Origin of the sequence: Acetobacter sp. P5B1 (genome assembly GCF_018811985.1) — a bacterium.
GTDB lineage: Bacteria > Pseudomonadota > Alphaproteobacteria > Acetobacterales > Acetobacteraceae > Acetobacter > Acetobacter cerevisiae.
This window is the reverse complement of sequence record NZ_JACRVS010000008.1, coordinates 1-22,817: the sequence shown is the minus strand read 5'-3', so window position 1 is coordinate 22,817 and position 22,817 is coordinate 1. Positions and strand designations below refer to the sequence as shown.

At 52.8% G+C, this 22,817-nt stretch carries 24 protein-coding genes, 1 tRNA gene and 3 pseudogenes; 17 read left to right on the top strand and 11 right to left on the bottom strand.

The window, feature by feature from the left end:
* Window positions 1-23: 23 nt before the first annotated feature.
* Window positions 24-1,454: a lytic transglycosylase domain-containing protein gene (locus tag KP703_RS07320; RefSeq protein WP_373687450.1), complete on the top strand. Its 1,431-nt coding sequence runs from the start codon at window positions 24-26 to the stop codon at window positions 1,452-1,454.
* A 44-nt stretch (window positions 1,455-1,498) separates the two neighbouring features.
* Here KP703_RS07320 and KP703_RS07315 read toward each other — a convergent pair whose 3' ends face one another.
* The gene (locus KP703_RS07315; RefSeq protein WP_215754324.1) at window positions 1,499-1,912 is read right to left on the bottom strand and encodes an Ivy family c-type lysozyme inhibitor; all 414 of its coding nucleotides are present in this window, start codon (window positions 1,910-1,912) and stop codon (window positions 1,499-1,501) included.
* A gap of 99 nt (window positions 1,913-2,011) precedes the next feature.
* Here KP703_RS07315 and KP703_RS07310 point away from each other — a divergent pair, with 99 nt between their 5' ends.
* A complete protein-coding gene (locus KP703_RS07310; RefSeq protein WP_215754323.1) occupies window positions 2,012-2,971 on the top strand; it encodes a glycosyltransferase family 2 protein in 960 nt (319 codons plus the stop codon).
* A gap of 219 nt (window positions 2,972-3,190) precedes the next feature.
* Here KP703_RS07310 and KP703_RS07305 read toward each other — a convergent pair.
* Together KP703_RS07305 and KP703_RS07300 are read right to left on the bottom strand one after the other, a co-directional pair.
* Window positions 3,191-3,267: transfer RNA gene (locus KP703_RS07305), tRNA-Arg, on the bottom strand.
* A 71-nt stretch (window positions 3,268-3,338) separates the two neighbouring features.
* A complete protein-coding gene (locus tag KP703_RS07300) occupies window positions 3,339-3,809 on the bottom strand; it encodes a hypothetical protein (RefSeq protein ID WP_252353898.1) in 471 nt (156 codons plus the stop codon).
* Between the two features lie 255 nt (window positions 3,810-4,064).
* Here KP703_RS07300 and guaA point away from each other — a divergent pair, with 255 nt between their 5' ends.
* Together guaA and KP703_RS07290 are read left to right on the top strand one after the other, a co-directional pair.
* Window positions 4,065-5,666 carry a glutamine-hydrolyzing GMP synthase gene (gene guaA, locus KP703_RS07295; RefSeq protein ID WP_043549592.1) on the top strand — a complete coding sequence of 534 codons (1,602 nt, stop codon included), beginning with the start codon at window positions 4,065-4,067 and terminating at the stop codon, window positions 5,664-5,666.
* A gap of 306 nt (window positions 5,667-5,972) precedes the next feature.
* Entirely contained in the window at window positions 5,973-7,169 is a 1,197-nt protein-coding gene (locus KP703_RS07290; protein WP_215754322.1) for a site-specific integrase, read from the top strand.
* On the opposite strand, the gene KP703_RS07285 is transcribed toward KP703_RS07290, so the two are convergent.
* A complete protein-coding gene (locus tag KP703_RS07285) occupies window positions 7,166-8,008 on the bottom strand; it encodes a helix-turn-helix domain-containing protein (protein ID WP_215754321.1) in 843 nt (280 codons plus the stop codon). The two genes, KP703_RS07290 and KP703_RS07285, sit on opposite strands and share 4 nt — an antisense overlap.
* A 109-nt stretch (window positions 8,009-8,117) precedes the next feature.
* Between KP703_RS07285 and KP703_RS07280 the strand changes: the two genes are divergently transcribed.
* The 7 genes from KP703_RS07280 to KP703_RS07250 all read left to right on the top strand — a co-directional run bounded on the left by KP703_RS07280 (window position 8,118) and on the right by KP703_RS07250 (window position 13,977).
* Window positions 8,118-8,339, top strand: coding sequence for an AlpA family transcriptional regulator (locus tag KP703_RS07280; protein ID WP_146890708.1), 222 nt, complete (start codon window positions 8,118-8,120; stop codon window positions 8,337-8,339).
* A gap of 24 nt (window positions 8,340-8,363) precedes the next feature.
* On the top strand, window positions 8,364-9,218 hold the full coding sequence (locus KP703_RS07275; protein WP_264649918.1) for a replication initiator protein A: 855 nt from the start codon (window positions 8,364-8,366) through the stop codon (window positions 9,216-9,218).
* Between the two features lie 765 nt (window positions 9,219-9,983).
* Window positions 9,984-10,391 carry a plasmid mobilization protein gene (locus tag KP703_RS07270; protein WP_215754319.1) on the top strand — a complete coding sequence of 136 codons (408 nt, stop codon included), beginning with the start codon at window positions 9,984-9,986 and terminating at the stop codon, window positions 10,389-10,391.
* A 141-nt stretch (window positions 10,392-10,532) separates the two neighbouring features.
* Complete coding sequence (locus KP703_RS07265) at window positions 10,533-11,114, top strand: recombinase family protein (RefSeq protein WP_215754318.1); 582 nt, start codon at window positions 10,533-10,535, stop codon at window positions 11,112-11,114.
* On the top strand, window positions 11,111-12,400 hold the full coding sequence (locus tag KP703_RS07260) for a DNA cytosine methyltransferase (RefSeq protein ID WP_215754317.1): 1,290 nt from the start codon (window positions 11,111-11,113) through the stop codon (window positions 12,398-12,400). The genes KP703_RS07265 and KP703_RS07260 overlap by 4 nt, the downstream gene beginning before the upstream one ends.
* Entirely contained in the window at window positions 12,400-13,527 is a 1,128-nt protein-coding gene (locus tag KP703_RS07255) for a hypothetical protein (protein WP_215754316.1), read from the top strand. Before KP703_RS07260 ends, KP703_RS07255 begins: the two co-directional genes overlap by 1 nt.
* A gap of 243 nt (window positions 13,528-13,770) precedes the next feature.
* Window positions 13,771-13,977 (top strand): hypothetical protein, encoded by a 207-nt coding sequence (locus tag KP703_RS07250; RefSeq protein WP_215754315.1) that lies wholly within the window; start codon window positions 13,771-13,773, stop codon window positions 13,975-13,977.
* A 265-nt stretch (window positions 13,978-14,242) separates the two neighbouring features.
* On the opposite strand, the pseudogene KP703_RS07245 reads toward KP703_RS07250, so the two are convergent.
* From KP703_RS07245 to KP703_RS07230, 4 genes and pseudogenes are all read right to left on the bottom strand, one after another.
* Window positions 14,243-14,437, bottom strand: a pseudogene (locus KP703_RS07245) (integrase core domain-containing protein); the annotation flags it as partial.
* A gap of 53 nt (window positions 14,438-14,490) precedes the next feature.
* Window positions 14,491-15,578, bottom strand: a protein-coding gene (locus tag KP703_RS07240; RefSeq protein WP_173571461.1) for an IS3 family transposase whose coding sequence is annotated in 2 segments (ribosomal slippage) — window positions 14,491-15,317 and window positions 15,317-15,578 — 1,089 coding nt in all. Because the reading frame shifts where the segments join, the coding sequence is not laid out codon by codon here.
* Between the two features lie 72 nt (window positions 15,579-15,650).
* Window positions 15,651-15,827: pseudogene (locus tag KP703_RS07235) on the bottom strand (transposase); the annotation flags it as partial.
* A gap of 343 nt (window positions 15,828-16,170) precedes the next feature.
* Window positions 16,171-16,527, bottom strand: a complete 357-nt coding sequence (locus tag KP703_RS07230) for a hypothetical protein (RefSeq protein ID WP_215754314.1) — start codon at window positions 16,525-16,527, stop codon at window positions 16,171-16,173.
* A 109-nt stretch (window positions 16,528-16,636) separates the two neighbouring features.
* Here KP703_RS07230 and KP703_RS07225 point away from each other — a divergent pair, with 109 nt between their 5' ends.
* The gene (locus tag KP703_RS07225) at window positions 16,637-16,924 is read left to right on the top strand and encodes a HigA family addiction module antitoxin (RefSeq protein ID WP_215754313.1); all 288 of its coding nucleotides are present in this window, start codon (window positions 16,637-16,639) and stop codon (window positions 16,922-16,924) included.
* Here the strand turns inward: KP703_RS07225 and KP703_RS07220 are convergent.
* Window positions 16,900-17,847: a site-specific integrase gene (locus tag KP703_RS07220; RefSeq protein WP_215754312.1), complete on the bottom strand. Its 948-nt coding sequence runs from the start codon at window positions 17,845-17,847 to the stop codon at window positions 16,900-16,902. The two genes, KP703_RS07225 and KP703_RS07220, sit on opposite strands and share 25 nt — an antisense overlap.
* 105 nt (window positions 17,848-17,952) lie before the next feature.
* On the opposite strand from KP703_RS07220, the gene KP703_RS07215 reads away from it, so the two are divergent.
* The 3 genes and pseudogenes from KP703_RS07215 to KP703_RS07205 form a co-directional block, all read left to right on the top strand.
* Window positions 17,953-18,231, top strand: coding sequence for a BrnT family toxin (locus KP703_RS07215; protein ID WP_215754311.1), 279 nt, complete (start codon window positions 17,953-17,955; stop codon window positions 18,229-18,231).
* On the top strand, window positions 18,219-18,548 hold the full coding sequence (locus KP703_RS07210; protein ID WP_014106739.1) for a DNA-binding transcriptional regulator: 330 nt from the start codon (window positions 18,219-18,221) through the stop codon (window positions 18,546-18,548). The genes KP703_RS07215 and KP703_RS07210 overlap by 13 nt, the downstream gene beginning before the upstream one ends.
* 137 nt (window positions 18,549-18,685) lie before the next feature.
* Window positions 18,686-18,832, top strand: a pseudogene (locus tag KP703_RS07205) (IS5/IS1182 family transposase); the annotation flags it as partial.
* A gap of 60 nt (window positions 18,833-18,892) precedes the next feature.
* Here KP703_RS07205 and KP703_RS07200 read toward each other — a convergent pair.
* A protein-coding gene (locus KP703_RS07200) for an IS5 family transposase (protein ID WP_373687453.1) occupies window positions 18,893-19,610 on the bottom strand; the annotation gives its coding sequence in 2 pieces (ribosomal slippage) (window positions 18,893-19,327 and window positions 19,329-19,610; 717 coding nt in all).
* Between the two features lie 231 nt (window positions 19,611-19,841).
* Here KP703_RS07200 and KP703_RS07195 point away from each other — a divergent pair.
* Both KP703_RS07195 and KP703_RS07190 read left to right on the top strand, forming a co-directional pair.
* Window positions 19,842-21,323 (top strand): Hint domain-containing protein, encoded by a 1,482-nt coding sequence (locus KP703_RS07195; protein WP_215754310.1) that lies wholly within the window; start codon window positions 19,842-19,844, stop codon window positions 21,321-21,323.
* A 557-nt stretch (window positions 21,324-21,880) separates the two neighbouring features.
* Window positions 21,881-22,393 (top strand): helix-turn-helix domain-containing protein, encoded by a 513-nt coding sequence (locus KP703_RS07190; protein ID WP_252353897.1) that lies wholly within the window; start codon window positions 21,881-21,883, stop codon window positions 22,391-22,393.
* Between the two features lie 215 nt (window positions 22,394-22,608).
* Here the strand turns inward: KP703_RS07190 and KP703_RS07185 are convergent.
* Window positions 22,609-22,817 (bottom strand): integrase core domain-containing protein (locus tag KP703_RS07185; protein WP_215754309.1); only part of this gene is annotated, 209 nt, incomplete at its 5' end.

Here is a 22,817-nt window from a genome sequence, read left to right as displayed (position 1 = left end):
CACCAAAAGCACATTCACTTTGCGTGCTGGCGACAGCGCTCGGGCTGGGGGCAGGAGGTTTTCTGCCCGCGCAGGCCGGTTCCTATCACGCTGTGTATGACCCCAATGCCGCGTATGACCCGGACGCCATTTACGACATGGGCACCGTCGAGACCACGCATCCGGCCTATCGTGCCCCCGGTCCGGCGGAAGACCCCTGGGGGCCGTATATCCGGCAGGCAGCCAAACGCTTTGCTCTCCCCGAGACGTGGATCCGCGCGGTCATGCAGCAGGAATCCGGCGGTAAACAATATCTCAATGGCGGCCTGACAACGTCCGGGGCAGGGGCTATGGGGCTGATGCAGCTCATGCCCGCTACCTATGCGGACATGCAGAGCCAGTATGGTCTGGGGGGCGACCCCTATAACCCGAAGGACAATATTCAGGCCGGGGCCGCCTATATCCGCCTGATGTATGACCGCTACGGCGCACCGGGCTTTCTGGCCGCCTACAATGCCGGGCCGGACCGGGTGGATGATTACCTGAATAATGGCCGCCATCTGCCGGATGAAACGGTGAATTACGTGGCCGCCATTACGCCGCATCTGGGCGGTGGCGTGGCCGTGCGTGGCAAGTGGGCGCCTGTGCCTATCCAGAGCACAACGCAGGTTGCGTCTTCCGAGGCCTATTACGCCAAGGCCGATCTCTCCCGTACTGCCGATGGCTGCCTGAGAGACCCGGATGCCGCGTATGATCCCTCTGCGCCCTGCCTGATGGACCGCGACATTCCCCACCCCGACCCGGTGCCCGAGGCCAGCAGTCCGGCACCTGTCGCGGTGGCGCAGGCCGATGCGTCCACTGTTCCGGCGCAGGCCCAAATGGTGGCCAATACGGGCACTTCCAATGTTGGACAGTTTGCGGCTGGTTCTTCATCTTACGAAACAGAAGCGCCCATACAGACAGCATCCTCTGCCCCTGTAACCCAGTCCACTGCCATTACGCAGGCCAGCCTGCCACCGGCTCGCGTCATGCCCGCTTCTTTCATGTCTGCGTCGTCATCCCGCAATCAAACAGGCCGGGTGCAAAATGCTGTTTACACGTCGCCCGCATCGTCTTCTGCGCATGTGTTGAGGCTGCCGGCTTCCTCTTCTTCGTCCGCCGGGGCCAGCCGTGCCCCGATGCTGTCTTCTGCGGTTGCAACCCGATCTTTGCAAAAACCGCATACCGGTAAGGGTGGCACGGTGCAGGTGGGGGCTTTTGCATCCTATGCGGAAGCGCGGCGTACAGCAGAAAGTGTAAACCGTGTTCTCGCATCTCGCTCCATGCAGGCAACGCCGACTGTGCAATCAGTCTCCGTTTCCGGAAAAGCCATGTATCGGGCACAGCTTGTCGCCAGTGATGGCGCAGGCGCTTCCGGCGTTTGCCAGATTCTCCATGCCCGCTCCATGCCGTGTATCCCGGTAAGGAGCAGCTAAGCCGGCGGGCAATGATCACACAGGGTCATTGCCCATATAAGGCGTTATTTTGCCGGATCGTCCGGGTTGTTCTTGTGGTAAGACGCCGTGAGCACAGCGAGCGTTTCCGTGTTCGGCTCACCGAGCGGCAGCTGGTAAAGCGTTTTGCCGTAACGGCGGGACAGCAGGCCCCATGTCGCTTTGCCATCTTCTGAGAACACAACATCAAGCTGATGGTCGCCGCAGTCATGCGGTTTGCAGAGATGGCCTGTCAGATAGGTCTTGCCGTTCTGCTTCAGCGTTTCAGCCGGTGCAGAAACAGCCGCGGCTTTTGTAACCCAGTCAGGCAGTTCCGTCATGGTTTGGTAGGCGTGGCGGTATTTGACTGTGTTGACCAGATCTGCCGTGGTTTGCGTGCTTTGTGCAAAAGCCGGGGTCGCAAGGCAAAGCGCCAGTGCCATAAAAGGAAGTTTTTTCATTCTTGTTGCTCCTGTCAGAAGGCTGCAAAAGGATAGCCCCTCCAGTGTAAACCCGTTAGACTCAAACACAGAGTATAAAATGCGGATGTAAAGACCCAGATGAACACGAATGCGGGACTGGTGGACTTCCTGAATGGCCTGAATCATCGCGCAAAACGCGCGTTTGATACGCTGCGGGCCGGCCCACGCTGGCAGGTGCGAGCAGACGTCACCATTCCCGCCTTGCGGCATGCTGCCCTGCTTATGCTGGTGAAAGATGAAGCCGATATTCTGGGGCTGAATTTACGGCATCATTACCGGCTGGGTTTCCGGCGTTTCTTTATTCTGGATAACAACAGCACAGACGGTACAGCGCAGGAAATTGAGCTTTTTCGAAAAGATGCGCCTCAGGCCGATGTTTTTTACGCACAGGACTATCAGGACGCTTATTATCAGGCTGCAAAAATGCAGGCTCTGCAACAGTTTGCAGAAACCTACCTGCGGCATGATGCCAACCCGCCAGACTGGATCTTCTTTGTGGACGCGGATGAATTTATCACCTGCTGCCATACTGGCCCAAAAGCGGGCGAAAAGTTCGCCCGGGTGCTGGCGGACCCTCAGGCCCGGCTTCTGGTCTTCCATTGGGCACAGGCGGCACTGGTCACAAGCACGCCGCCTTATCGGCTGACAGCCTTTGGCCCATCACTGGCTGAAACAGAGTGTGCCGTGTGGCCCGCCATGCGGCAGGAGGTCACAAAGGTCGCGCTCCGCACCGGGTACGGGCTGACAACAGGGCAGGGCAACCATTTTGTGGAACAGGTCGATAGTGTGAAGGACCACACCCGCCTGATGATGGAAGCCGGGTTCTGCATGTTGCACTTTCCGCAGCGCTCCATGGCGCAGATTGAAAGAAAAGTGCTGAACGGCATGCGCGCCCTACAGGCAAGCACCCTGCCGCCGGAAATGGGGAAACATTGGCGGGAGCATTATGACCGTTATCAGCGCGAAGGCTCCGGTGCGTTACGCGCGTTGCTCACGCAGCATCTGGCGCTGTGTCTGGCAGAAGGTCAGGACACATAACTCAGTGTGCTCTCTGGCCGCGCTGCCCGGAATCCCGCAAAGACGCATGCAGATAGTCAGGTTTTCTGGAAATTTTATAGAAAATGGAAAAATAACCCGCTGAGCGGGAAATCCCTTAAGCCAGCCTGTCTCTGTAAGGCAGAGAAAAGCGGATCAGTGATGCACAATCCCAGACAAATAGTCTGAAAATTTAAAGTGCTTCAAATTGAAAAAGGGAAGTGGTGCACCCGAAGAGACTCGAACTCCTAACCCCCAGATTCGTAGTCTGGTGCTCTATCCAGTTGAGCTACGGGTGCGCCTTGACGCGGTGTTTAGCCGGGGGCGCCGGGTCTGGCAACCCCCAAAATTCACATGAGGCGATTTTTTTTCAATCGTCCCCCATAAAGTTCTTCCAGGCCCGGCCTTCGGGGCGTTTGAGCGTCACATGCGCACGGCATTCCGGCGTGCCGTAAACGCCCTCGAACGTATCGCCCACCGGATGCGCTTCAAACACCATGGGCAGTGGCTGGTGGTGGGAGTCCTGCAGGATCAGCTGCGCATGATAATGCTGCGTCTTCTTGTCCGGCACACCACGCAGCACCAGCGCGCCCATTTCCGGCGTGAAGGTGATGTGTTTGGGCTGGACCTGCATGAGCGAGACCGTATGCACTGGGCAGTTGTGCCCTTTCTCGGCCACCAGCGTGCCAATCCATTCCCCATACGGGTCATCCGCCGCCGGAGCCGCCGCGCCACAGAACAGCGCCAGCAGGGCAACCCCGGCCAGCGGCAGGGCGCGCAAAGGCTGGCGCGAGTTGCCGGTGGAGGTCTTGCCGGGGGCCAGAAGAGAGAAGGGATTCATGAACACGCTCCTGTCAGAGAGAAGATCCGGGGCCAGATGCCCCCGTTCAAGGGTCTCACCTGCGCCACGCCTTTATAAAATGATGCTGCGGAGAGTCTTATTATAGGGTGACGTTTGTAACCCATCGCTTTATATCCGCTGTCTAGCATACAGCTGCCCCGTTGCCGGTGCCCCCTGTTTCCGGCGCTCTGCCCCGGTGGTGGCTGTCCGTCGTTTAGAATGCCGCTCAGGCGCTGACCAGAAAGACAGTAGCTCATGCCTGCCGATGCCACCATCCCCGCTTCCTCCACCAAACTGGACGAGTCCCTTCATCAGGACCGTATCCTGATCCTGGATTTTGGCAGTCAGGTGACACAGCTTATTGCCCGCCGCGTGCGGGAAAGCGGTGTCTATTGTGAAATCTGGCCGTTCACCGCCACGGCAGAGCGCATCCGCGCTTTTGCACCGCGCGGCATTATTCTCTCTGGCGGCCCCGCCAGCGTGACCAACCCGGATTCTCCCCGCGTGCCGGAAGTGGTGTTTGAGCTGGCCATCCCGGTTCTGGGCATCTGCTACGGCCAGCAGGCCATGTGCCTCCAGCTGGGCGGGCAGGTTGAAAGCTCCGACCACCGCGAATTTGGCCGCGCCTTTGTTGATATTGTGGAAGATTGCGCCCTGTTCCGTGGCGCATGGGCGCGCGGCAACCGTGAGCAGGTGTGGATGAGCCACGGTGACCGCGTGACGGAACTGCCCCCCGGCTTCCGCATTGTGGCCGTGAGCGAAGGCGCTCCGTTTGCCGTTATCGCGGATGAAGGCCGCCGCCTGTATGGCGTGCAGTTCCACCCGGAAGTGGTGCACACGCCGCACGGTGCCGCCCTGCTGCGCAACTTCACGCATAACGTGGCGGGCTGCTCCGGCACATGGACCATGGCTGGCTTCCGCGAGATGGAAATTGCCCGCATCCGTGAGCAGGTCGGCACCGGCAAGGTGATCTGCGGTCTGTCCGGCGGGGTCGATTCCTCCGTGGCGGCTGTGCTGATTCATGAAGCCATTGGCGACCAGCTGACCTGTATCTTTGTCGATCACGGCATGCTGCGTGCGGGTGAAGCTGAGGAAGTGATTGAAACCTTCCGTGGCCGCTTCAACATCACGCTCGTGCATCGGGATGCGTCCGAGCTGTTCCTGCGTGAGCTGGACGGCGTGACGGACCCGGAAATCAAGCGCAAGACCATTGGCCGCCTGTTTGTGGAAGTGTTTGAGGAAGAAGCCACCAAGCTGGGCGGCGCACAGTTCCTCGCACAGGGCACGCTGTATCCGGATGTGATCGAGAGCGTCAGCTTTACGGGTGGCCCGTCTGTCACCATCAAATCGCACCATAACGTCGGCGGTCTGCCGGAACGCATGAACATGCAGCTGGTCGAACCGCTGCGTGAACTGTTCAAGGATGAAGTGCGCGATCTGGGCCGTGAGCTGGATATTCCGGAAGCTATCGTCGGGCGGCATCCGTTCCCCGGGCCGGGTCTGGCTATCCGTATCCCCGGTAACATCACGCGGGAAAAACTGGACCTGCTGCGGAAAGTGGATTCCGTCTTCCTTGAAGAAATCCGCGCCGCTGGCCTGTATGACGCCATCTGGCAGGCCTTTGCCGTCCTGCTACCGGTCCGCACCGTGGGCGTGATGGGCGATGGCCGCACGTATGATCAGGCCTGCGCCCTGCGCGCCGTGACCAGCACGGACGGCATGACGGCGGATGTCTACCCGTTTGACATGAGCTTCCTCAACCGCGTCGCTGGCCGCATCGTCAACGAAGTCCGCGGCATCAACCGCGTCACTTATGACATCACCTCCAAACCGCCGGGCACGATTGAGTGGGAATGATCCCGCGTCTGGCATAGGGTGGTATTACCCGGCATGAAAGTGCCTTAAAGCCCGCAGAAATGCGGGCTTTTTTGTTTTTTGGTTAGGCATTGTCTGGCACCGAACGGTATCGCCAAGCAGCAACTTTTTATGGCATGGTGCATGGCACTGACTGAGTCTGGTGCTATGATTTTTATCGATACCATGTCAGGTCCTCTATGGGTGTCATGGTATCGAAATGAATTAACCATATGAATAATAAGGATTTTATCCAGTTATTTTAATGGTTTTCGATCATGGTATCGATGTTTGGAGTGCCACGAACCGATGCTGACCGACACCAAACTGCGCAACCTCAAGCCGACGGATAAGCTCTACAAGGTGAACGACCGCGATGGGTTGTATGTCGCCGTGACGCCTGCGGGCAGCATCTCGTTCCGATATAACTATGCGATCCATGGCAGGCAGGAGACCCTGACTTTCGGGCGATATGGCGTTGGGGGCATCACTCTGGCCGAAGCTCGTGAGCAACTGGGAGAGGCTAAAAAGCTAATCTCAGCAGGTAAGTCACCTGCGAAGGAAAAAGCTCGCGAAAAGGCGCGGGTCAAGGGTGTGGAAACGTTCGGGGCGTGGGCCGAGAAGTGGCTGCGCGGATATCAGATGGCGGACTCCACCCGTGATATGCGCAAATCTGTCTACGAGCGGGAGCTCAAGCCCAAATTCGCCAGCCAGAAGCTTATCGAAATCACTCACGAGGACCTGCGAGCATTGACCGATGCCATCGTCGAGCGTGGTGCTCCGGCGACCGCTGTGCATGCCCGGGAGGTGATGTTTCAAGTTTACCGGTGGGCTATCGAACGAGGGCAGAAGGTCGAAAATCCGGCTGAACTGGTTCGTCCGACTAGCATAGCAAAATTTGAGCCAAGGGATCGCGCTCTGACGCCTGAAGAGATCGGCCTGATGTATCAGTACATCGAGCGCATCGGCACTACCCCATCGATCCGGGCCGCAGCCAAGCTGCTTTTGCTGACGATGGTCCGAAAGAGTGAGCTAACCAACGCAACATGGAGCGAGATCAGTTTTAGTCAGGCGCTTTGGACGATCCCAAAAGAGCGGATGAAACGACGTAACCCCCATTTGGTATTTCTGTCGCGACAGGCGCTCGATATTTTCATCGCCCTGAAGACGTTTTCCGGGGGATCAGATTACATCTTGCCGTCCCGGTACGACACTGATCAGCCGATGAGTAGCGCAACGCTTAATCAGGTACTCACGCTGACCTACAAACTTGCTCAGAAAGAAGGGAAGTTGCTCGCAAAGTTTGGTCCTCATGATTTACGCAGGACGGCCAGCACTTTGCTGCACGAGGCGGGTTATAATACTGACTGGATCGAAAAGTGCCTTGCCCATGAACAGAAAGGGGTAAGAGCCGTTTATAACAAGGCTGAATATCGTGAGCAGCGCACTGCTATGCTGCAAGACTGGGCTGATATGATTAGTGAATGGACGATCAAGCCACGTTAACGATCGCTTTCTTGGCGTTTTTTTAGGGTGCGTCGTTTGATGGCTGCTGAAACGGCTTGGCGAGAAATTCCGAGTTGCCGAGCTATTTCAGCCTGCGTCATTGTGCTTTTTGAGAGAAAATCATCAAGCATGCTTGTGGGAGATCGTAAGGCTTTAACTTGTCTATAAGCTTCTCTCCGCACGTAAGCATGCTCTTCAATATCCCAGCCAGAGAGGGTCGAATTGTTGAAACCATGAGACCAAATTTGTTCCATTAGGGCACGGTATTCCCAAATAAATCTCCGATCACGTTGATAGGCTCTTCTTGAAGAAACACTTCTGCTGGGATGGTGTTTCTCACAATATAACTTACTAGGTTTAGGGCTAGCAGAGGGAGAGCCTGCCAAGCGAGTTGTCCACGCAAGGTCACCATGACGTGCATGCTCCCGTAACTTCATTTTTGGTTCGATGTATTCGTGGAAACTTTCTACGGAACGATCTGCACGTATCTCGACTAGATCGCCATAACGAGCGATCATTTGGCTTGCTTTATGAGGGCCATATTTTCCTGACAAGGCCTCTGAATAATATTCAGCTAGTCTCTTTGCTCTCTCAAGTCCTAATGAAATCATTTTTTCTGTTAGAGGAACAAGCTTGGCGTTTCGGTTCTTTAGTTTTTTCACTACAACTGGATTGAAGCGTATTGCTGAATATTCAGTGAGATTTCCACAAAGCTCACAAAAACACCATGTCAGATCATCTGCAAGCTTGGCCTCAATGCGCCCGGTGGCTTCCCGTTGGGTAACTACGCTCTCGAGGATCGGATCGAAAGCAAGGTAAGTTTCGTGATCTTTGGCCATGGTCAATTTATGTCCGAAGTGTCAACTAAATTCAATTTTTTCCCCAGCCGCAGCAGGCAGCAGCAGGTAACCTCAAGCACATTGTGATAGGGGTGCGGAGGGAAGAGAAATGGGAAATACGGCTAGGGTTCTTATTGACCGCAAAAAGCTTCACGCGATGATCCCGCTAGCCGAAAGAACCATCTTCAATATGGAGCGGCGTGGCGAGTTTCCACGCCGTATCGCGCTCACCAGCAGAAACGTGGCGTGGGATCTCGAAGAGGTCATAGAGTGGATTGAGGCGCGCAAGGCGCAGGGTGCTCAGGCGCAGCGTCCTGGTATGCGCTTCTGATTTCAGAGCTTGTTTGTAACGCCTGTGTCTCCCATTCGCTGGGAACAGCATGCCGTCAGCAAGGCAACAAAATGTTCCTCGGCAGAACTCTGCCATAGGGAAGGCTTTTTCGTTGCAGACATTTTTGCTGCTGCCCCCAAGGGTGACGCGGTTAGCATGGAGCATCCACTGTTTGCGTTAAAAGCGGGCGATAGGCGTGTAAGAACCTATGAGCGCAACGGTCTCGTGGTGACCGTGAAGCCCGGGTCGGATGGCTGTGCGACCATACATGACAAGGACCTGTGGATTTATTGCATCAGTCAGTTGGTGGAGGCCAAGAACCGTGGGCGCCCCATAACACCAACAGTGCGTTTTACGGCCTATGATTTTCTCCGTAGTACAAACCGCTCAACAGGGGGTGTCGGCTACCGCCGTGTAGTCGGTATGCTTGCAAGGCTGAGAGGGACTGGCATTGAGACTAATATTGAGACGAACGGACAGCGTGAGCGACGCGGCTTTGGACTGATTGATTCATGGCGGATTGTAGAAAAGTCGCCAACAGATGATCGTGTGACAGCCATCGAGGTGGATTTGCCGCACTGGCTATTCCGTTCTGTTGCGACCATGCGGGTTCTGACCCTGTCACGGGACTATTTTAAACTCCGCAAGCCGCTCGAGCGGCGCATATATGAACTTGCCCGTAAACATTGTGGTCTTCAGCCAAAATGGCGTGTGTCTGTGACGGTCCTATACGCGAAAAGCGGCAGTACCGCGACGTTGAGAGAGTTTCGACGGCAGATAAAGGAAATGTCTGCTATCAACCTGCTACCTGATTATCAGATATCGCTCGATACAGAGCGTGACCACGTAACTTTCTTTGCCAATAGAGAAGATCGCTAAAAAGCGGCTGCCCGCAAACTGTCGCTGAGCGGGGCGCTCATTTCATCAGTAGCAGCGCTATATTGAAGGCCTGATCCTCCAAAAATGCCCTGTTGATAAGTGGTGACAGCTTTGTGGAATGACACGTACCTTCACCCACGTTTCCCTGTGGATTAGCACGTACCTTTACACACGCCCCTACACGTACTTTCACCCACACGAATGGTATATAACATATTGAAACTTATATGTTTTTCCAACCCGTAACACGCGCGCGCATTTTAACTTTAATATATTTTTTTAACGTCTACGGGGCTCTTCCTGCTGGAGAATATGTCTTCAGGGACGTTCTTCGTGCCGGGGACGGTTGAGAGGCGAGAGTGTTTAAATGTTTTGCCCATAGCGTTTAAACGGCATGCAATTCATTATTTCTCTGTGCCCTCCGCAGGGGACCGCCAGTGGGCAATGAGTTCACGATCAGGGCTCGGATGGAAGTTTATCGGCCTTGCTAAAAGCATGGCGTTTGGAAGATACCTCCGTGCTATTTTGTTCATATTTTTATTGAATCCATGAGTGTTTTTTGATCGGAGTTGGCCCGAGACGGCCCGAGACGGCCCGAGACGGCCCGAGACGGCCCGAGACGGCCCGAGACGGCCCGAAAATAACGTGACACCAGTTTTCGGGCCGTCTCGGCACGAATAAGAACGAAAAGGGATAGGCAAGATGTGTTGCCCCGGACGGGGCAACGACCTTACTCTCACTGCGTGATCGACGGGAGAGGCTGAAGTGGCTTCAAATCTGGCTACGGTAAAACGACGCGACAAACATGTTGGCCCAAGAGCCGGGACACCAATAAAGGTTCAGGTTTCGGAAGAAGAGCGAGCCGTTATTTTCCAGACTGCCGAAACCTGCAATATGCCGGTATCGGCTCTACTGCGACAGCTAGGGTTGGGTTACCGGCCGCGTAGCATTTCAGATTTACTGACGCAGCGTGAACTGATGCGTTTGCGGGGTGAGGTTGCGAGGCTTTGTGACCTGCTGAAATTAGAGTTCCGTCACGCTCCAGAGCAAGCAGTTACCCAGCCTTCCGCGCAGGCGCTCATTGAGATGTCTGAGGCGACGTTAAACGACATTCGGGGCTTTCTCGCGGATTTTCACGAAATGGCTGAGACTTTTGCAGCTAAGGTAAAATAGGGGCTCTTGGCTAAGTTAATGAATACAGTGTCCAGAAAACAGTAGCTTTCTTGACACCGTGAAAACGGCCTTTCCGGGCTAGTCGGATGCTTTCCGCCGAGTTAATATTGCCGTCAAGTTTTCAATGTCCCGGTTTGGTCAATGAATCAGCGTATCGGATATGCACGGGTCTCCACGCAGGACCAACACTTTGAGCTGCAGCGCGATGCGCTTCTGCTGGCTGGTTGTGGGGTCATCTACGAGGATACCGCAAGCGGCAAGAACGCCATTCGGCCGGAGCTGGAGCAATGTCTCAAGGCCTTACGCAGCGGCGATACGCTTGTTGTGTGGCGCTTGGATAGGCTTGGCCGCAGCTTGCCCGACTTGGTGCAGATCGTAAGTGATCTTGAGCGCAGCGGTATTGGCTTTGAAAGCCTCACTGAAAAAATCGAGACGGTCAGCGCGGCTGGGAAGTTGGTCTTCCACGTCTTTGCAGCCCTCGCGGAATTCGAGCGCAGTCTGATCCGCGAGCGCACCCACGCGGGGCTTGCGGCAGCGCGTGCCAGAGGTCGCTCCGGTGGACGCAAACCTAAACTCGGTGAGAAGCAGGTGCGAGAGATCAAGGCGCTTTTGCGCGATCCTGAAATCCGAGTTGCCGATGTTGCTCGTCGATATGGCGTGTCTCGAACTACTCTTTACAAGCACGTTGGCGTTATAGCGCCGCGTCAATGGGATATGGCATGAGTAAGGACGAAGTTGTTGTATCTCTGTTTGCTGGGGCTGGGGGATTCTCCTCTGGCTTTAGCCAAGCTGGTTTGAAGCCTTTATTTGGCGTAGAAATTAACGCTGATGCCTGCCAGACTTACCAAGAGAATGTCGGCAGTCCCTGCCATCAGCTTGACCTGAGCACGGTTGACCCGTCTCATATTGAAATGCTCACGGGTGGCAAAAGGCCCTTCGTCGTTATTGGAGGGCCGCCGTGCCAAGGCTTTAGTACTGCTGGTCCGCGCAATTCCGCAGATCCTCGCAATCTGCTCATTTTTAACTACTTAAATATCGTTGAGCGGCTTTCGCCGCGTTGGTTCATTTTCGAAAATGTCGAAGGGCTTTTGACGTCTGGTGGGGGGCGAGACCTTGCGCGTCTGGTACGAGAGTTTGTCGACATGGGATATTCGGTACGGCTGCAAAAGGTAAACCTAGCCGCATATGGCGTGCCACAGACGCGTAAGCGGGTGCTAATCATTGGCAACCGACTTGGGATCGATTTTCAATTTCCCGAGGAGTTGTATTCATTCGACAGTGGTAAAGCGAAAAAGGCTTCCGGCAAGCCGCTTGCTCCGAGCTTGGCCGAAGCGGTGGCAGGGCTCGGTCCCGCTGCAAGTGGTAAGGATGCGCTAGTTCCGTACGCGAGCGCGGAGCCTGTCAATGCATTCGACGCCCGAATGCGGGCGGGAAATCGCGTAGAGGTGGTAACTCACCACGTTCGAGTCGAGGCTGCGGAGCGTATGCAAGTCGAACTGCTCAAACCTGGTCAGACGATGAAAGACCTGCCGCCCGAGCTTTGGCATGAGAGCTACAGGCGGCGAGCAAACCGGCGAGTATCGGACGGTACGCCAACCGAAAAGCGGGGCGGCGCGCCTTCAGGTATCAAACGTCTGCATGGCAATCTGCAGAGCCTCACGATCACGGGGGCTGCTGCTCGGGAATTTATTCATCCTACAGAGCATCGTCCTTTGACCATTCGCGAGTGCGCCCGCATTCAGACATTTCCCGACAAGTACAGGTGGGTTGGCAACAATGCTAGCGTCATTCAGCAAATTGGAAACGCAGTGCCACCGCTCGCTGCTGAACGTTTGGCCAAACACTTAAGAGAGATTGATGGGTCGTTTGGTGCAGATACGCAACCGGCAGGTGCGATGTCTGCAAAGCTATTAGGATTTGTTCTTACTGAAGCGCTTGGAATGAGCCCGGCGCTCAAATCAACAGAAGCGCTGCTTGCAGAAATGCACCAAGGGGGATTCGTTTTTTAATGACTACACGGCAACGACTCAGCGCAGAGCGATCGCAGCAGCTCACCCGTCTGCTTACGATCACGAAGACAGCGAACATGCGGGCGCTCATGACGGCGAGCGAGCTAGCCAAGATAATTGCACTTGTGGCCGTTGACATCGGCAAGAGTGATGAAATGGCGCGAGCATTTCCTGTGCTCTGGCCGAAAATTTCTCCGCAACAGGAGTACTACGCCACGGCAGTTGACTGGTTTACCATCCCCGACGAGACGGTTACGTCCTTTGATGTTGTCGATATGCTTGATGCAGGCACGTCACTGGATCAGGACTTCATGACCTATCTGAAATGCCTCACCGAGCTTCATAAGCGCCGCCGCAAATATGGATTGATTCTTCAGCGGCAGCCTTTGCCGACTATGGTGCAAGTCTCCCCTAGGGCGCTCATGGAATACGGCCCGGATTTTCCTCCGGAAGCACTTGCTTCATGGCTCACTTGGCGCAAATTTTTTTACGACTTGGACAATCGGTCTGCACAGGAAACCGGCTATCTTTTCGAACCCATCCTTGCTGCAGCCATCGGCGGTGAGGCGAAGTCGGCACGTGAGCGTGTGGTGAGGCGCACTGATGACCCTACTAAAGGCCGGCAAGTCGACTGCTGGAAAGTGCTGCCGGACGGAACTCCACTTGCGTACGAATTGAAGTTGCGCGTGACGATTGCGGCTAGCGGGCAAGGGCGTTTCGGCGAGGAGCTCTCATTTGCTCGCGACTGCAGTAGCTCGGGTGCAAAGCCAATTCTTGTTGTGCTGGATCCGACAGAAAATGACAAGCTGACTGGGCTCCAGGCCGCGTACCGAGAGGTGGGCGGCGCCGCTTATGTGGGTGATGCTGCTTGGGCTCACCTCGAAGACGAGGCGGGGGCTACGATGGCATCGTTTATTGAACGCTATGTTCGCGTGCCGGTGGCTTCTGTGTCCAGCTTTGAGCGGGTTATCGAGGGTGATACAACCAGGCGTAGTCTCATCTTGCAGGACCTGCAGGCGCGGCTTGAGGGCAATGAACTGACAATCTCGCTTGGTGGCCATCGACGCTTGGTCGAGCGTCATGAAGATCAGAGTTTGGCTGCCGATGGGGACGATGACAGCGAATAGGTTGAACTATGCAGTAAGGGGACGAAGGTCTGTCCCGCGAGCAGGTAAAGTGCCAGAACGGTAGTCAGCATCGACAGCCATACTAAGGACCCCCGCTCCCGCTCTGATGATCGATGGTATTTTTCATGGTATTAAATGCTGAGAATGCAATTAGAGTGCTGTTTTTATGAAACATTCTTTCCTAAACGATAATCGAGTGGGAATAAGACGATCTGCCATTGAACGGTTAGAGCGTTAAGTTCAATGGTCGCTGATCCGCCAGACTGGAGAGATCAATTTAAGATCCAGTCTGGCGCTGATCTCGATTTTATTATTGGGGAAGCTTATAATTTCCCGGTAGGTCTGCGCAGCGATTATCCTGCTGAATTAAAAAAGAGGATTTCTGCGGCCTTAACATCTTATTTTCTGCAATTAAAATCTCTGAATTACACACTTGGAAATTATCGCTAATAATTTTCGTAAGAATTGAAATTTCAGTTCCTGTCAGAATTTTTCTCGTTTGAAATTGCTTTGGCAGAAAGTGTTTCAATACGTTTTTTCAATGAGGTGATTTTCTTTTTTATCGGATTTGTGGAGTGTATCTTCGCTGCTTCTTCGTAATTGGATAGAGCAGCTATGTAATCGCCCATCTTTTCCAAAATTCTGGCTTTGGTGATGAGGGCCTCTTTTCTGCAATGGTAATCCCCCCATTTTTAGTGGGGCATTGAATGAGAATTCAGGCAGCTGTTTTTAGTTTCTGGGCGGGGGTTAGCCCGCTGTTCCCCATGTTGGGTCTGTCATGGTTATATGTCCAGAGCCATTGTGTTGCGACCTCCTGCACGTCCTGAATGCTTTCAAACAAATACTGCTCCAGCCATTCCTGCCGTACAGTTCTGTTGTAGCGTTCAATATAGGCATTCTGCTGCGGATTACCCGGTTGCGTANGGTAATCCCCCCATTTTTAGTGGGGCATTGAATGAGAATTCAGGCAGCTGTTTTTAGTTTCTGGGCGGGGGTTAGCCCGCTGTTCCCCATGTTGGGTCTGTCATGGTTATATGTCCAGAGCCATTGTGTTGCGACCTCCTGCACGTCCTGAATGCTTTCAAACAAATACTGCTCCAGCCATTCCTGCCGTACAGTTCTGTTGTAGCGTTCAATATAGGCATTCTGCTGCGGATTACCCGGTTGCGTATAGATCAGGGTAATCCCCTGTTTTTCGGCCCATGAAACCAACGTATGACTGACATATTCAGGGCCATTATCCATTCGGATGGCTTCTGGCCTGCCACGCCACTCCATAACCTGTTCCAGACAGCGGACAACCCGACAGGCTGGCAGGGAAAAATCAACCTCGATCGCCAGTCCTTCACGATTGAAGTCATCCAGAATGTTCAGGAGCCGAAAAGCACGTCCATCCATCAGCCTGTCCGCCATAAAATCCATGGACCAGACCCTGTTGGGAAGGGCCGGAACCGACAGCTTTTCAGGCTTTTCGCGAACCAGACGCCTGCGGGGTTTAATCCGCAGGTTGAGTTCCAGTTCCCGATAGATCCGATAAACCCGCTTATGATTCCAGAGCTGTCCCTGCACATTGCGCAGATACAGGAAACACAGACCAAATCCCCATCTCCTGTGAGCCTGGGTCAGTCCCACCAGAAGAGCGGCAATCCTGTCGTTCTCCGCTTCCAGTCGCGGACGATAGCGAAAGCAGGTCTCGGATATCCCAAAAATCCGACAGGCCAGCGCAATGCTGACCCCATGATGCGCCACAGCTTGTGCGGCCAGTTCCCGGCGCTGGGCTGGCCGCTTCATTTTTTTCCAAGGGCTTCCTTCAGGATATCCGTCTGCATGCTCAAATCCGCATACATGCGCTTCAGCCGACGGTTCTCCTCTTCCAAAGCCTTCATCTGACTGATCATCGAAGCATCCATGCCGCCATATTTCGCGCGCCACCGGTAAAACGTGGCGTTGCTAATCCCATGCTCCCGGCACAGGTCAGGAACCGGGACACCGCCCTCAGCCTGGCGGATCACACCCATGATCTGGGCGTCAGTAAAGCGATCACTCTTCATCAGAATCTCCTCAATTCTTACGCTGAGAAAATTCTCATTCAAAAGTCACTCTTTTTATGGGGGGATTACCCCCAAAGCCTTCATCTGACTGATCATCGAAGCATCCATGCCGCCATATTTCGCGCGCCACCGGTAAAACGTGGCGTTGCTAATCCCATGCTCCCGGCACAGGTCAGGAACCGGGACACCGCCCTCAGCCTGGCGGATCACACCCATGATCTGGGCGTCAGTAAAGCGATCACTCTTCATCAGAATCTCCTCAATTCTTACGCTGAGAAAATTCTCATTCAAAAGTCACTCTTTTTATGGGGGGATTACCAGCCCTGTTAAAAAATAACCAAGAATGACAAAAAAATATAACCATGATTTGCAAAAAATAACCGAGTTTTACGCTCGGCTATAACCGTTTATGGCGCCAAAATATCTTGTAAAAGTTGGGCAGGACAGGTGAAGTAGGCCCACGCTAACGGCGTGACTACTTCACATAAACCTTATGCGCACCTGTAGTGCTTAACGGTGTCCTGTCTTGCGGTGCATCCTCAGAAAGAAGATGCACGATTTGACTGCCTGACCTCAAAATCTGGTAAATCCATCAATCCTGCTCAGGAGAAGGCAGGGCCGCCCTGTGTTGTTGCTGCACTCCTTTGAGGCTGTCCCGGATCAGAGCATAGGCTTTGCTGGAGACGGATTTCGGGACCGGTGCACCGGCTTCCGAAAGCTGGGCAATCATGCTGACGAGGCGTTCTGCGTCAGACAAGTCTGGCGTCTGTTTGACAGGAGCGTCTGACAGGTTTTCTGTTGGGTTTCTGCTATTTTTAACGTGAGACCGAATGGCTCTGTCTAACCACTCGCCAATCGTGACCCCCTCTCTTTTGGCGGCGGCCAGAGCAGCATTCCGCACCTCGGGATGAACGCCCCGGATAGACCATGGTTTAGGTTCGTCTGTCATGTCTGACTCCTCTGTCTGACTTGTCTGGCAGAAGTGAAGCATGCCCGCGTCATGTCTGACAGATGCGCCAGACAAGTCAGACAGAGGGAGAGGCAAGAAGGAGCCGGTTATGGCCAGACACTCTGATCGAACACCAACGCATCCGGGAGCGCTCCTACGGGAAGACCTGCTTCCGGCTATAGGACAAAGCGTGACAGATCTTGCCGCCCGTCTCGCTCTTTCCGAGGCCGACCTTTTAGACCTCTTGGCTGAGAGAGCTCCGGTTACGCCGGAGCTTGCCCTGCGACTGGGAGCCGTTTTCGGGAATGGTGCCGCGTTCTGGAACCGCTTGCAGGCCGCGCACGATGGGCGCTCCCATCCGCCTTCTGGTTCTTACAGGAACGCCTCGCCGGGATGATTCAGGAAAGGAGCATCGTCCCGGACATAGGTTTGCAGGACAGAGAGGTTTTTGTGGCGTGTCACGCGGGCCAGAGCGAGGGCATCCTGACCTGTCTGTGCGCCTGAGGTGACAAACCCGGCCCGCAGGGAATGACCAGAAAACCCCCTCGGATCATATCCCGCGGCGTGGGCGTATGTCTTGACGATGGTGGCGACAGACCGGTCTGAGAGAGGCTGCGTGTTGAGATGCCCGTGCCGGGTAATGCTGCGGAATACCGGTCCCTGTGTGATCCCGGATGCGGCAAGCCATGAGCGCACAGCGTCCACCGGACGGAGACGCCTTCCATTTGGGATGCCGATGGTCTGCCCGCTGCCGTCCTGATCAGTTTTGCTGCGCCGTATGGTGACCAGTAGTCCGCGTTCCTGAAACAGGAGATCGTCCGTTGTCAGCGCCACTAGCTCACTGCGCCGCAAGGCACCGGCAAAGCCGAGTGTCAGAAGCGCCTGATCTCTCTGGCCGCTCAGGGAGGAGGGGCAGTGGGCCAGCATGTCGCGCACAATTTCAGCCGTGGCAGCCTGCTTGCGTGTGGGGGCTGTCCCAAGGGTGCGGCGTATACCGGCCATGACACGCTCTACGCCGGGGGCTTTGACCGGGTTATGCTCCTGTCCCTGAAAGGCGTGCGACAGGGCGGCGCGAGCTCTGGCGATCCCAGACGCCTTGCGGCCAGCCTCAGCCAGAGAGGACAACCAGGAAGCGATCTGAGCGGGTGTTGCTTGGAGGGCAAGCACGTCGCGTTCTGCACACCATACCGTAAAACTCTGCCAGTCGGTGGCGTAGGCGGCGCGGGTTGCCGGAGACAGAGACGCCAGAAGATAGCTGGTGATCCGCTCCCGGTCGACTTCAGAGAGGGCCGGGTCAGAACAGCGCGGTGTCAGAAGCATGGTGGGGTCTCTCCGAATGGCACGGGCTTCCTAGGGTCTAGCATGAGCGATTGGCACAGGCTGATATCCCGTGCAAAACTACGCTAATAGCGTATATAAAAGAGCATGACAGGGCCTGAGATTGAGTTTGAATGGGACGACGCGAAAAGCGATTCCTGCTTTGAAGAGCGGGGGTTCGATTTCGAATATGCGGCCCAGATTTTTCTGGGGCCTGTTCTCCAGAAACTGGACGACCGTAAGGATTATGGAGAACCCCGTATTAGAGCCGCAGGCTTGATCGAGGGGATCCCGTTTATGGTCGTTTATACGGTGCGCGGGACGTGTCTGCGCATCATCTCGGCCCGGAAGATGCACCGAAAGGAGTGGATCAAATGGCAAAACTGACATTGGCAGACATCAAACGTCGTGGCGGTCGGGTTGATCGGGCACGCGTTCAGGCGACGACGGCCGCAGAGATTGACCAGCAGGCCCGCGAAGATGGGACACAAAGCGATCTGCCGGGGCCGGCTTATCCGTCTCCTGCGACCGTGCGCCGCCAGTTGAAGCTGACCCAGACAGACATTGCCGCTCTGGCCGGTGTGCCTGTGGCGACATGGCGGAACTGGGAGCAGGGCCGTGTGAGCCTTGACCCGGCGGTACGGACGCTTCTGCGTGTCTTGTGGCGTGAACCCGACGCGGTGCGACGGGCGATGGTGGCCTGATCGAGTCTCAGAGAGAGGGATCATGAGCAATGAGGGTACCGTCATTGCTCATGATAGGGGAGCTTTCTGGCTTCCGGGAATGGGCGTTCGAGGAAGTCAGAGCCAGGACGTGAAATGTTTTACACTTGGCCAGGTGCGATGGTCTGTTCAATCGCTTTGATACAACCCTGCGGAATGCGTGCGATCTTCCGATGTCGGGCCAGATCCTGGATGCTACACTCGTGGCAGCTCCCAAACAGCGCAATACCAATGCGGAGAAGGCGGATCTCATAGCCAAGCGGCTGCATTCTTCACCGCCGCTGGATATGAACCAGATTGAGCGGATTATGCTCTACGGCGTGTCGTCAGTTAAGCAGGATGATGATTGAGGCGAACTGCACGGCTGCGAGGAAGGTCGATTTCAGTTTATCGTATCTGGTTGCGATGGCGCGAAACTTCTTGATTTTATTGAAGAACCTCTCGGTAAGGTTCTGTTCACGGTAGAGAGCGAAGTCTGTTTTCCGTTGGGTCGTTCTGTTGCGTTTTGGCGGGATGACCGGGGTAATCCCGCGCTGTATCAGCCGATTGATCAACCTGTCCGCGTCATACGCCTTGTCAGCAAGGAAAGCATCCGGGTCGATGTTTTCCAGAAGTGGTTCTGCCTGGGTGATATCGCCATCCTGTCCCGGCGTGATACCGAGTTCCACCGGATTGCCCGGAGCGTCGCAGATGGCATGGATCTTTGTCGTCAGCCCGCCTCGTGAGCGTCCGATGGCCTGATCCGCCCCCCCTTTTTTTGAGAGCTCCGGCGCTATGCTGATGCGCCCGGACAATTGTGCTGTCGATCATCATGTATTCATTGTCGTAATCAGCTGCCAGATAACGAAATATTCGTTCGATGACAGCGCTTTCACACCAGCGGCGCAGACGCCTGTGCACATTTTTCCAGTCCCCGAAACGGGCAGGAAGGTCGCGCCACGGAATGCCAGCGCGATAGCGATACAGCACCGCCTCCACGAACAGACGGTTGTCCGCAGCTGTGCCGCCGACATGACCTTCGCGGCCGGGAAGAAGATCCTTTATCCGCTCTCACTGGTCGTCGCGCAAACCATAGCGCCGCATTCTTCTGTCTCCCCCCAAAAACAAGAAAACAGTCAGCACACGCAGACACAAAGTACAACCCTCACATGCCACACTCAGGGCTTAACTGACGACACGCTGAAATATAAAAAAATTAATAAATTAATTGTCTTTTAGTTTAGCATATGATACGCAATTAACTGCGTTAGTAAAAATTTAATTTTGGAGAAAGTTATGTCCATTCCAACATCTGGCACTTATAGACTGACTATCGCTATGTTAGTTAATCATGGTAGTGCATATAGAGCAGCAAATCATGGGCCAATACTTGTTAATTACGGTCTTGGAAGTGGATCTAATACAATATATCAAGAAGTAGATGTAACATTTAATGGTAATGTTTTATCTTGGGTAGATAGTTCTGGAGAAAGTCATACTATAACATATAAAACAAATAATATAATGGGACAGGGGAATTATAATAATTATGATAGTGTATTATTAAACGATGCAAATAACACATCAAATTATTTCATTTTATCTAATGAGCCTTCAGGAAATTTTGTAAGTGGAGATAGTATCAATCATAATGTGACGGATGCCAGATACTGGTACATGGGTAACCGCATGTATCAATATGGAGATTCAACAACTAATGCGTTCAAGAATCTGACAGCAAGCTGTTTTTTAGCTGGTGCAGAAATAGATACACCAAATGGTTTAAAAAAAATTGAAGATTTAAAAATAAATGATGAAATATATACATATAATAACAAAAGAAAAGAAATAACTAAAATAATATGGTCTGGAAAATCTTCAGTTAAAACAACTGAAAAAGATGAATATTCATATCCTGTAAAAATATTAAAAAATTCAATATCTGAAAATATTCCATCAGAAGACATATCAGTAACAAATGATCATTGTATCTTTATACAAGATAACTTTGTTCCTGTACGTATGTTAGTTAATGGAATGACAATATTTTATGATAAATCTGTTCAATGTTATGAATATTTTCATATAGAAACAGAAATTCATTCTATTATTATGGCAAATAATTTGATGACAGAAACCTATCTTGACACCGGCAATCGGCACAGTTTTTTACAGACTGGTAATGTTGTTAACATTAATCGTAATCATAATCGCAATCTGACATGGGTAGATGCAGCTGCTCCCCTTAATGTATCGCTTGAATTTGTTAAGCCAATATATGATCAGATTCAGAATAGAGCATATGAAGCTGGATATTCCCTTCCGGAATTGTCTGTATCGTTAACTCAAGAAACAAATATTCATATTAAACTGAAAAATGGTTCTCTAATTAATCCCATCAAAAAAAACAATAACGAATTTATTTTTATGCTTCCACCCAATGTAAATGATATTCGAATTTCTTCAAACTCAAGTAAATATTGTGATATTATTGGTCCATATATAGATGATCGTCGTAATTTTGGCGTTGAAATTTCGTCTGTTATTTTGTTAGAAAATAATAATTATAAAAATATAACTTCTTATTTAACTGAAGAGAATTTAGACGGATGGAATGAACTTTCAGGTGGTGATTCTCGCTGGACGACTGGAAATGCTTTTCTTTATCTGGGAGAAAGAGAAAAAAACAACATAGCAATGCTAAAAATTAATGTTAAAAATTCAACAAAATACTTAATAAAAGAAAATAATTACAATGAGTATATGAATGTAGTATAAAAATATTTAAAGTATTTTACAACTCACTTCATTTTATTAAAAAATGAAGTGAGTTTCTGCATTTACTATTTTAGTAAAAAGTAAATTATAAAATGTGTTGTTAATCTGAATTATCAGAGCCGAGCTCTTTTGGAAATTCAGCGTGGAGGGTTCGAAAAACCCCTATTTTGATTTTTCAAGTAGTAGCAATATCAACGGGTTACGATTTTAAAACAGCCGAAAAAGAGGGTTTTTAGAACCCTCCAATTTGTTTCAATAGGACGAGTCATGTCTATGACTAAATGTGTCCCTTCTTAATAGGTGAGATAGTGATCTATGTCCTTCACTGGACAATGGCTCTTCAACCGATCAATATGTCGTCAAACAATAAAGGGGACAGCCCGGCAAGGCTATCCCCTTAAAAATCTCGCTTCCCGGCGAGGTGGACTTGATGCAAGAGGTGCCAACAACACACTCAAGCGTCCGATGCGATATAGTAGGCATAGCCTGAGTGGCTTTCAAGTCTAATATCGCAGGAAAGAAGGAAGCCTCGCCCATAATTTAGAAAGGGCCCGGCTTTGTCTCAGACGTTTTCTTCCCAACTTTGGACACTTACCCAGAGCCGGATGATTTCCGGTAAGACCCATCTGGTCTTACAGGCGCTTGCTTCTTTTGAGGGGCCGCATGGTCTTTTCCCCAGTCATGAAGCCATAGCCGCACGTGCGGGTTGCTCAGCTCGCACAGTTATCCGCAGTCTTGAGAAAGCCTACCTTCTTGGTCTTGTGGAGCGCACCCGTCGTCGGGTGAAGCGTCAGGGCCGGATGGTGAGTGGCTCTAATCTGTATCGACTGGTGCTGAAGCCGTTAGAGCAGGCCAAGGTTGCGGCCAGACACTATGCGCAGCAGTTACGAGAGGCTCTAGCCCGCAGAAAACAGCGCTTTCTTCAGACTGACATTTTTGCAGCGGAAACCTATTCCAAAGATATAAATCAACCCTATCCGCGACATACGAAAGACGAGTGGCTGGAGATTCTGACCCGTATGCAAAGCGGGCAGACACCTCAAGAGGCGGGATATAGGGGAAAGACCTGATACCCCCCTCTCACACCAAGCAAACGAGACAATCCAAAGGCTCAGGAAGCAGGAGGCAATGGGAAAGGTCTGTCTGTCCCATTGGATAGACAGAGCAAAAGAGAGGATCAAATTTTTCAGAAAATTTTAGCGGCTAAAATTTCACTCTCTATTTTTTTGGATGATCCAAATCAGCCGGTAATCCCCCCATTTTTAGTGGGGCATTGAATGAGAATTCAGGCAGCTGTTTTTAGTTTCTGGGCGGGGGTTAGCCCGCTGTTCCCCATGTTGGGTCTGTCATGGTTATATGTCCAGAGCCATTGTGTTGCGACCTCCTGCACGTCCTGAATGCTTTCAAACAAATACTGCTCCAGCCATTCCTGCCGTACAGTTCTGTTGTAGCGTTCAATATAGGCATTCTGCTGCGGATTACCCGGTTGCGTAT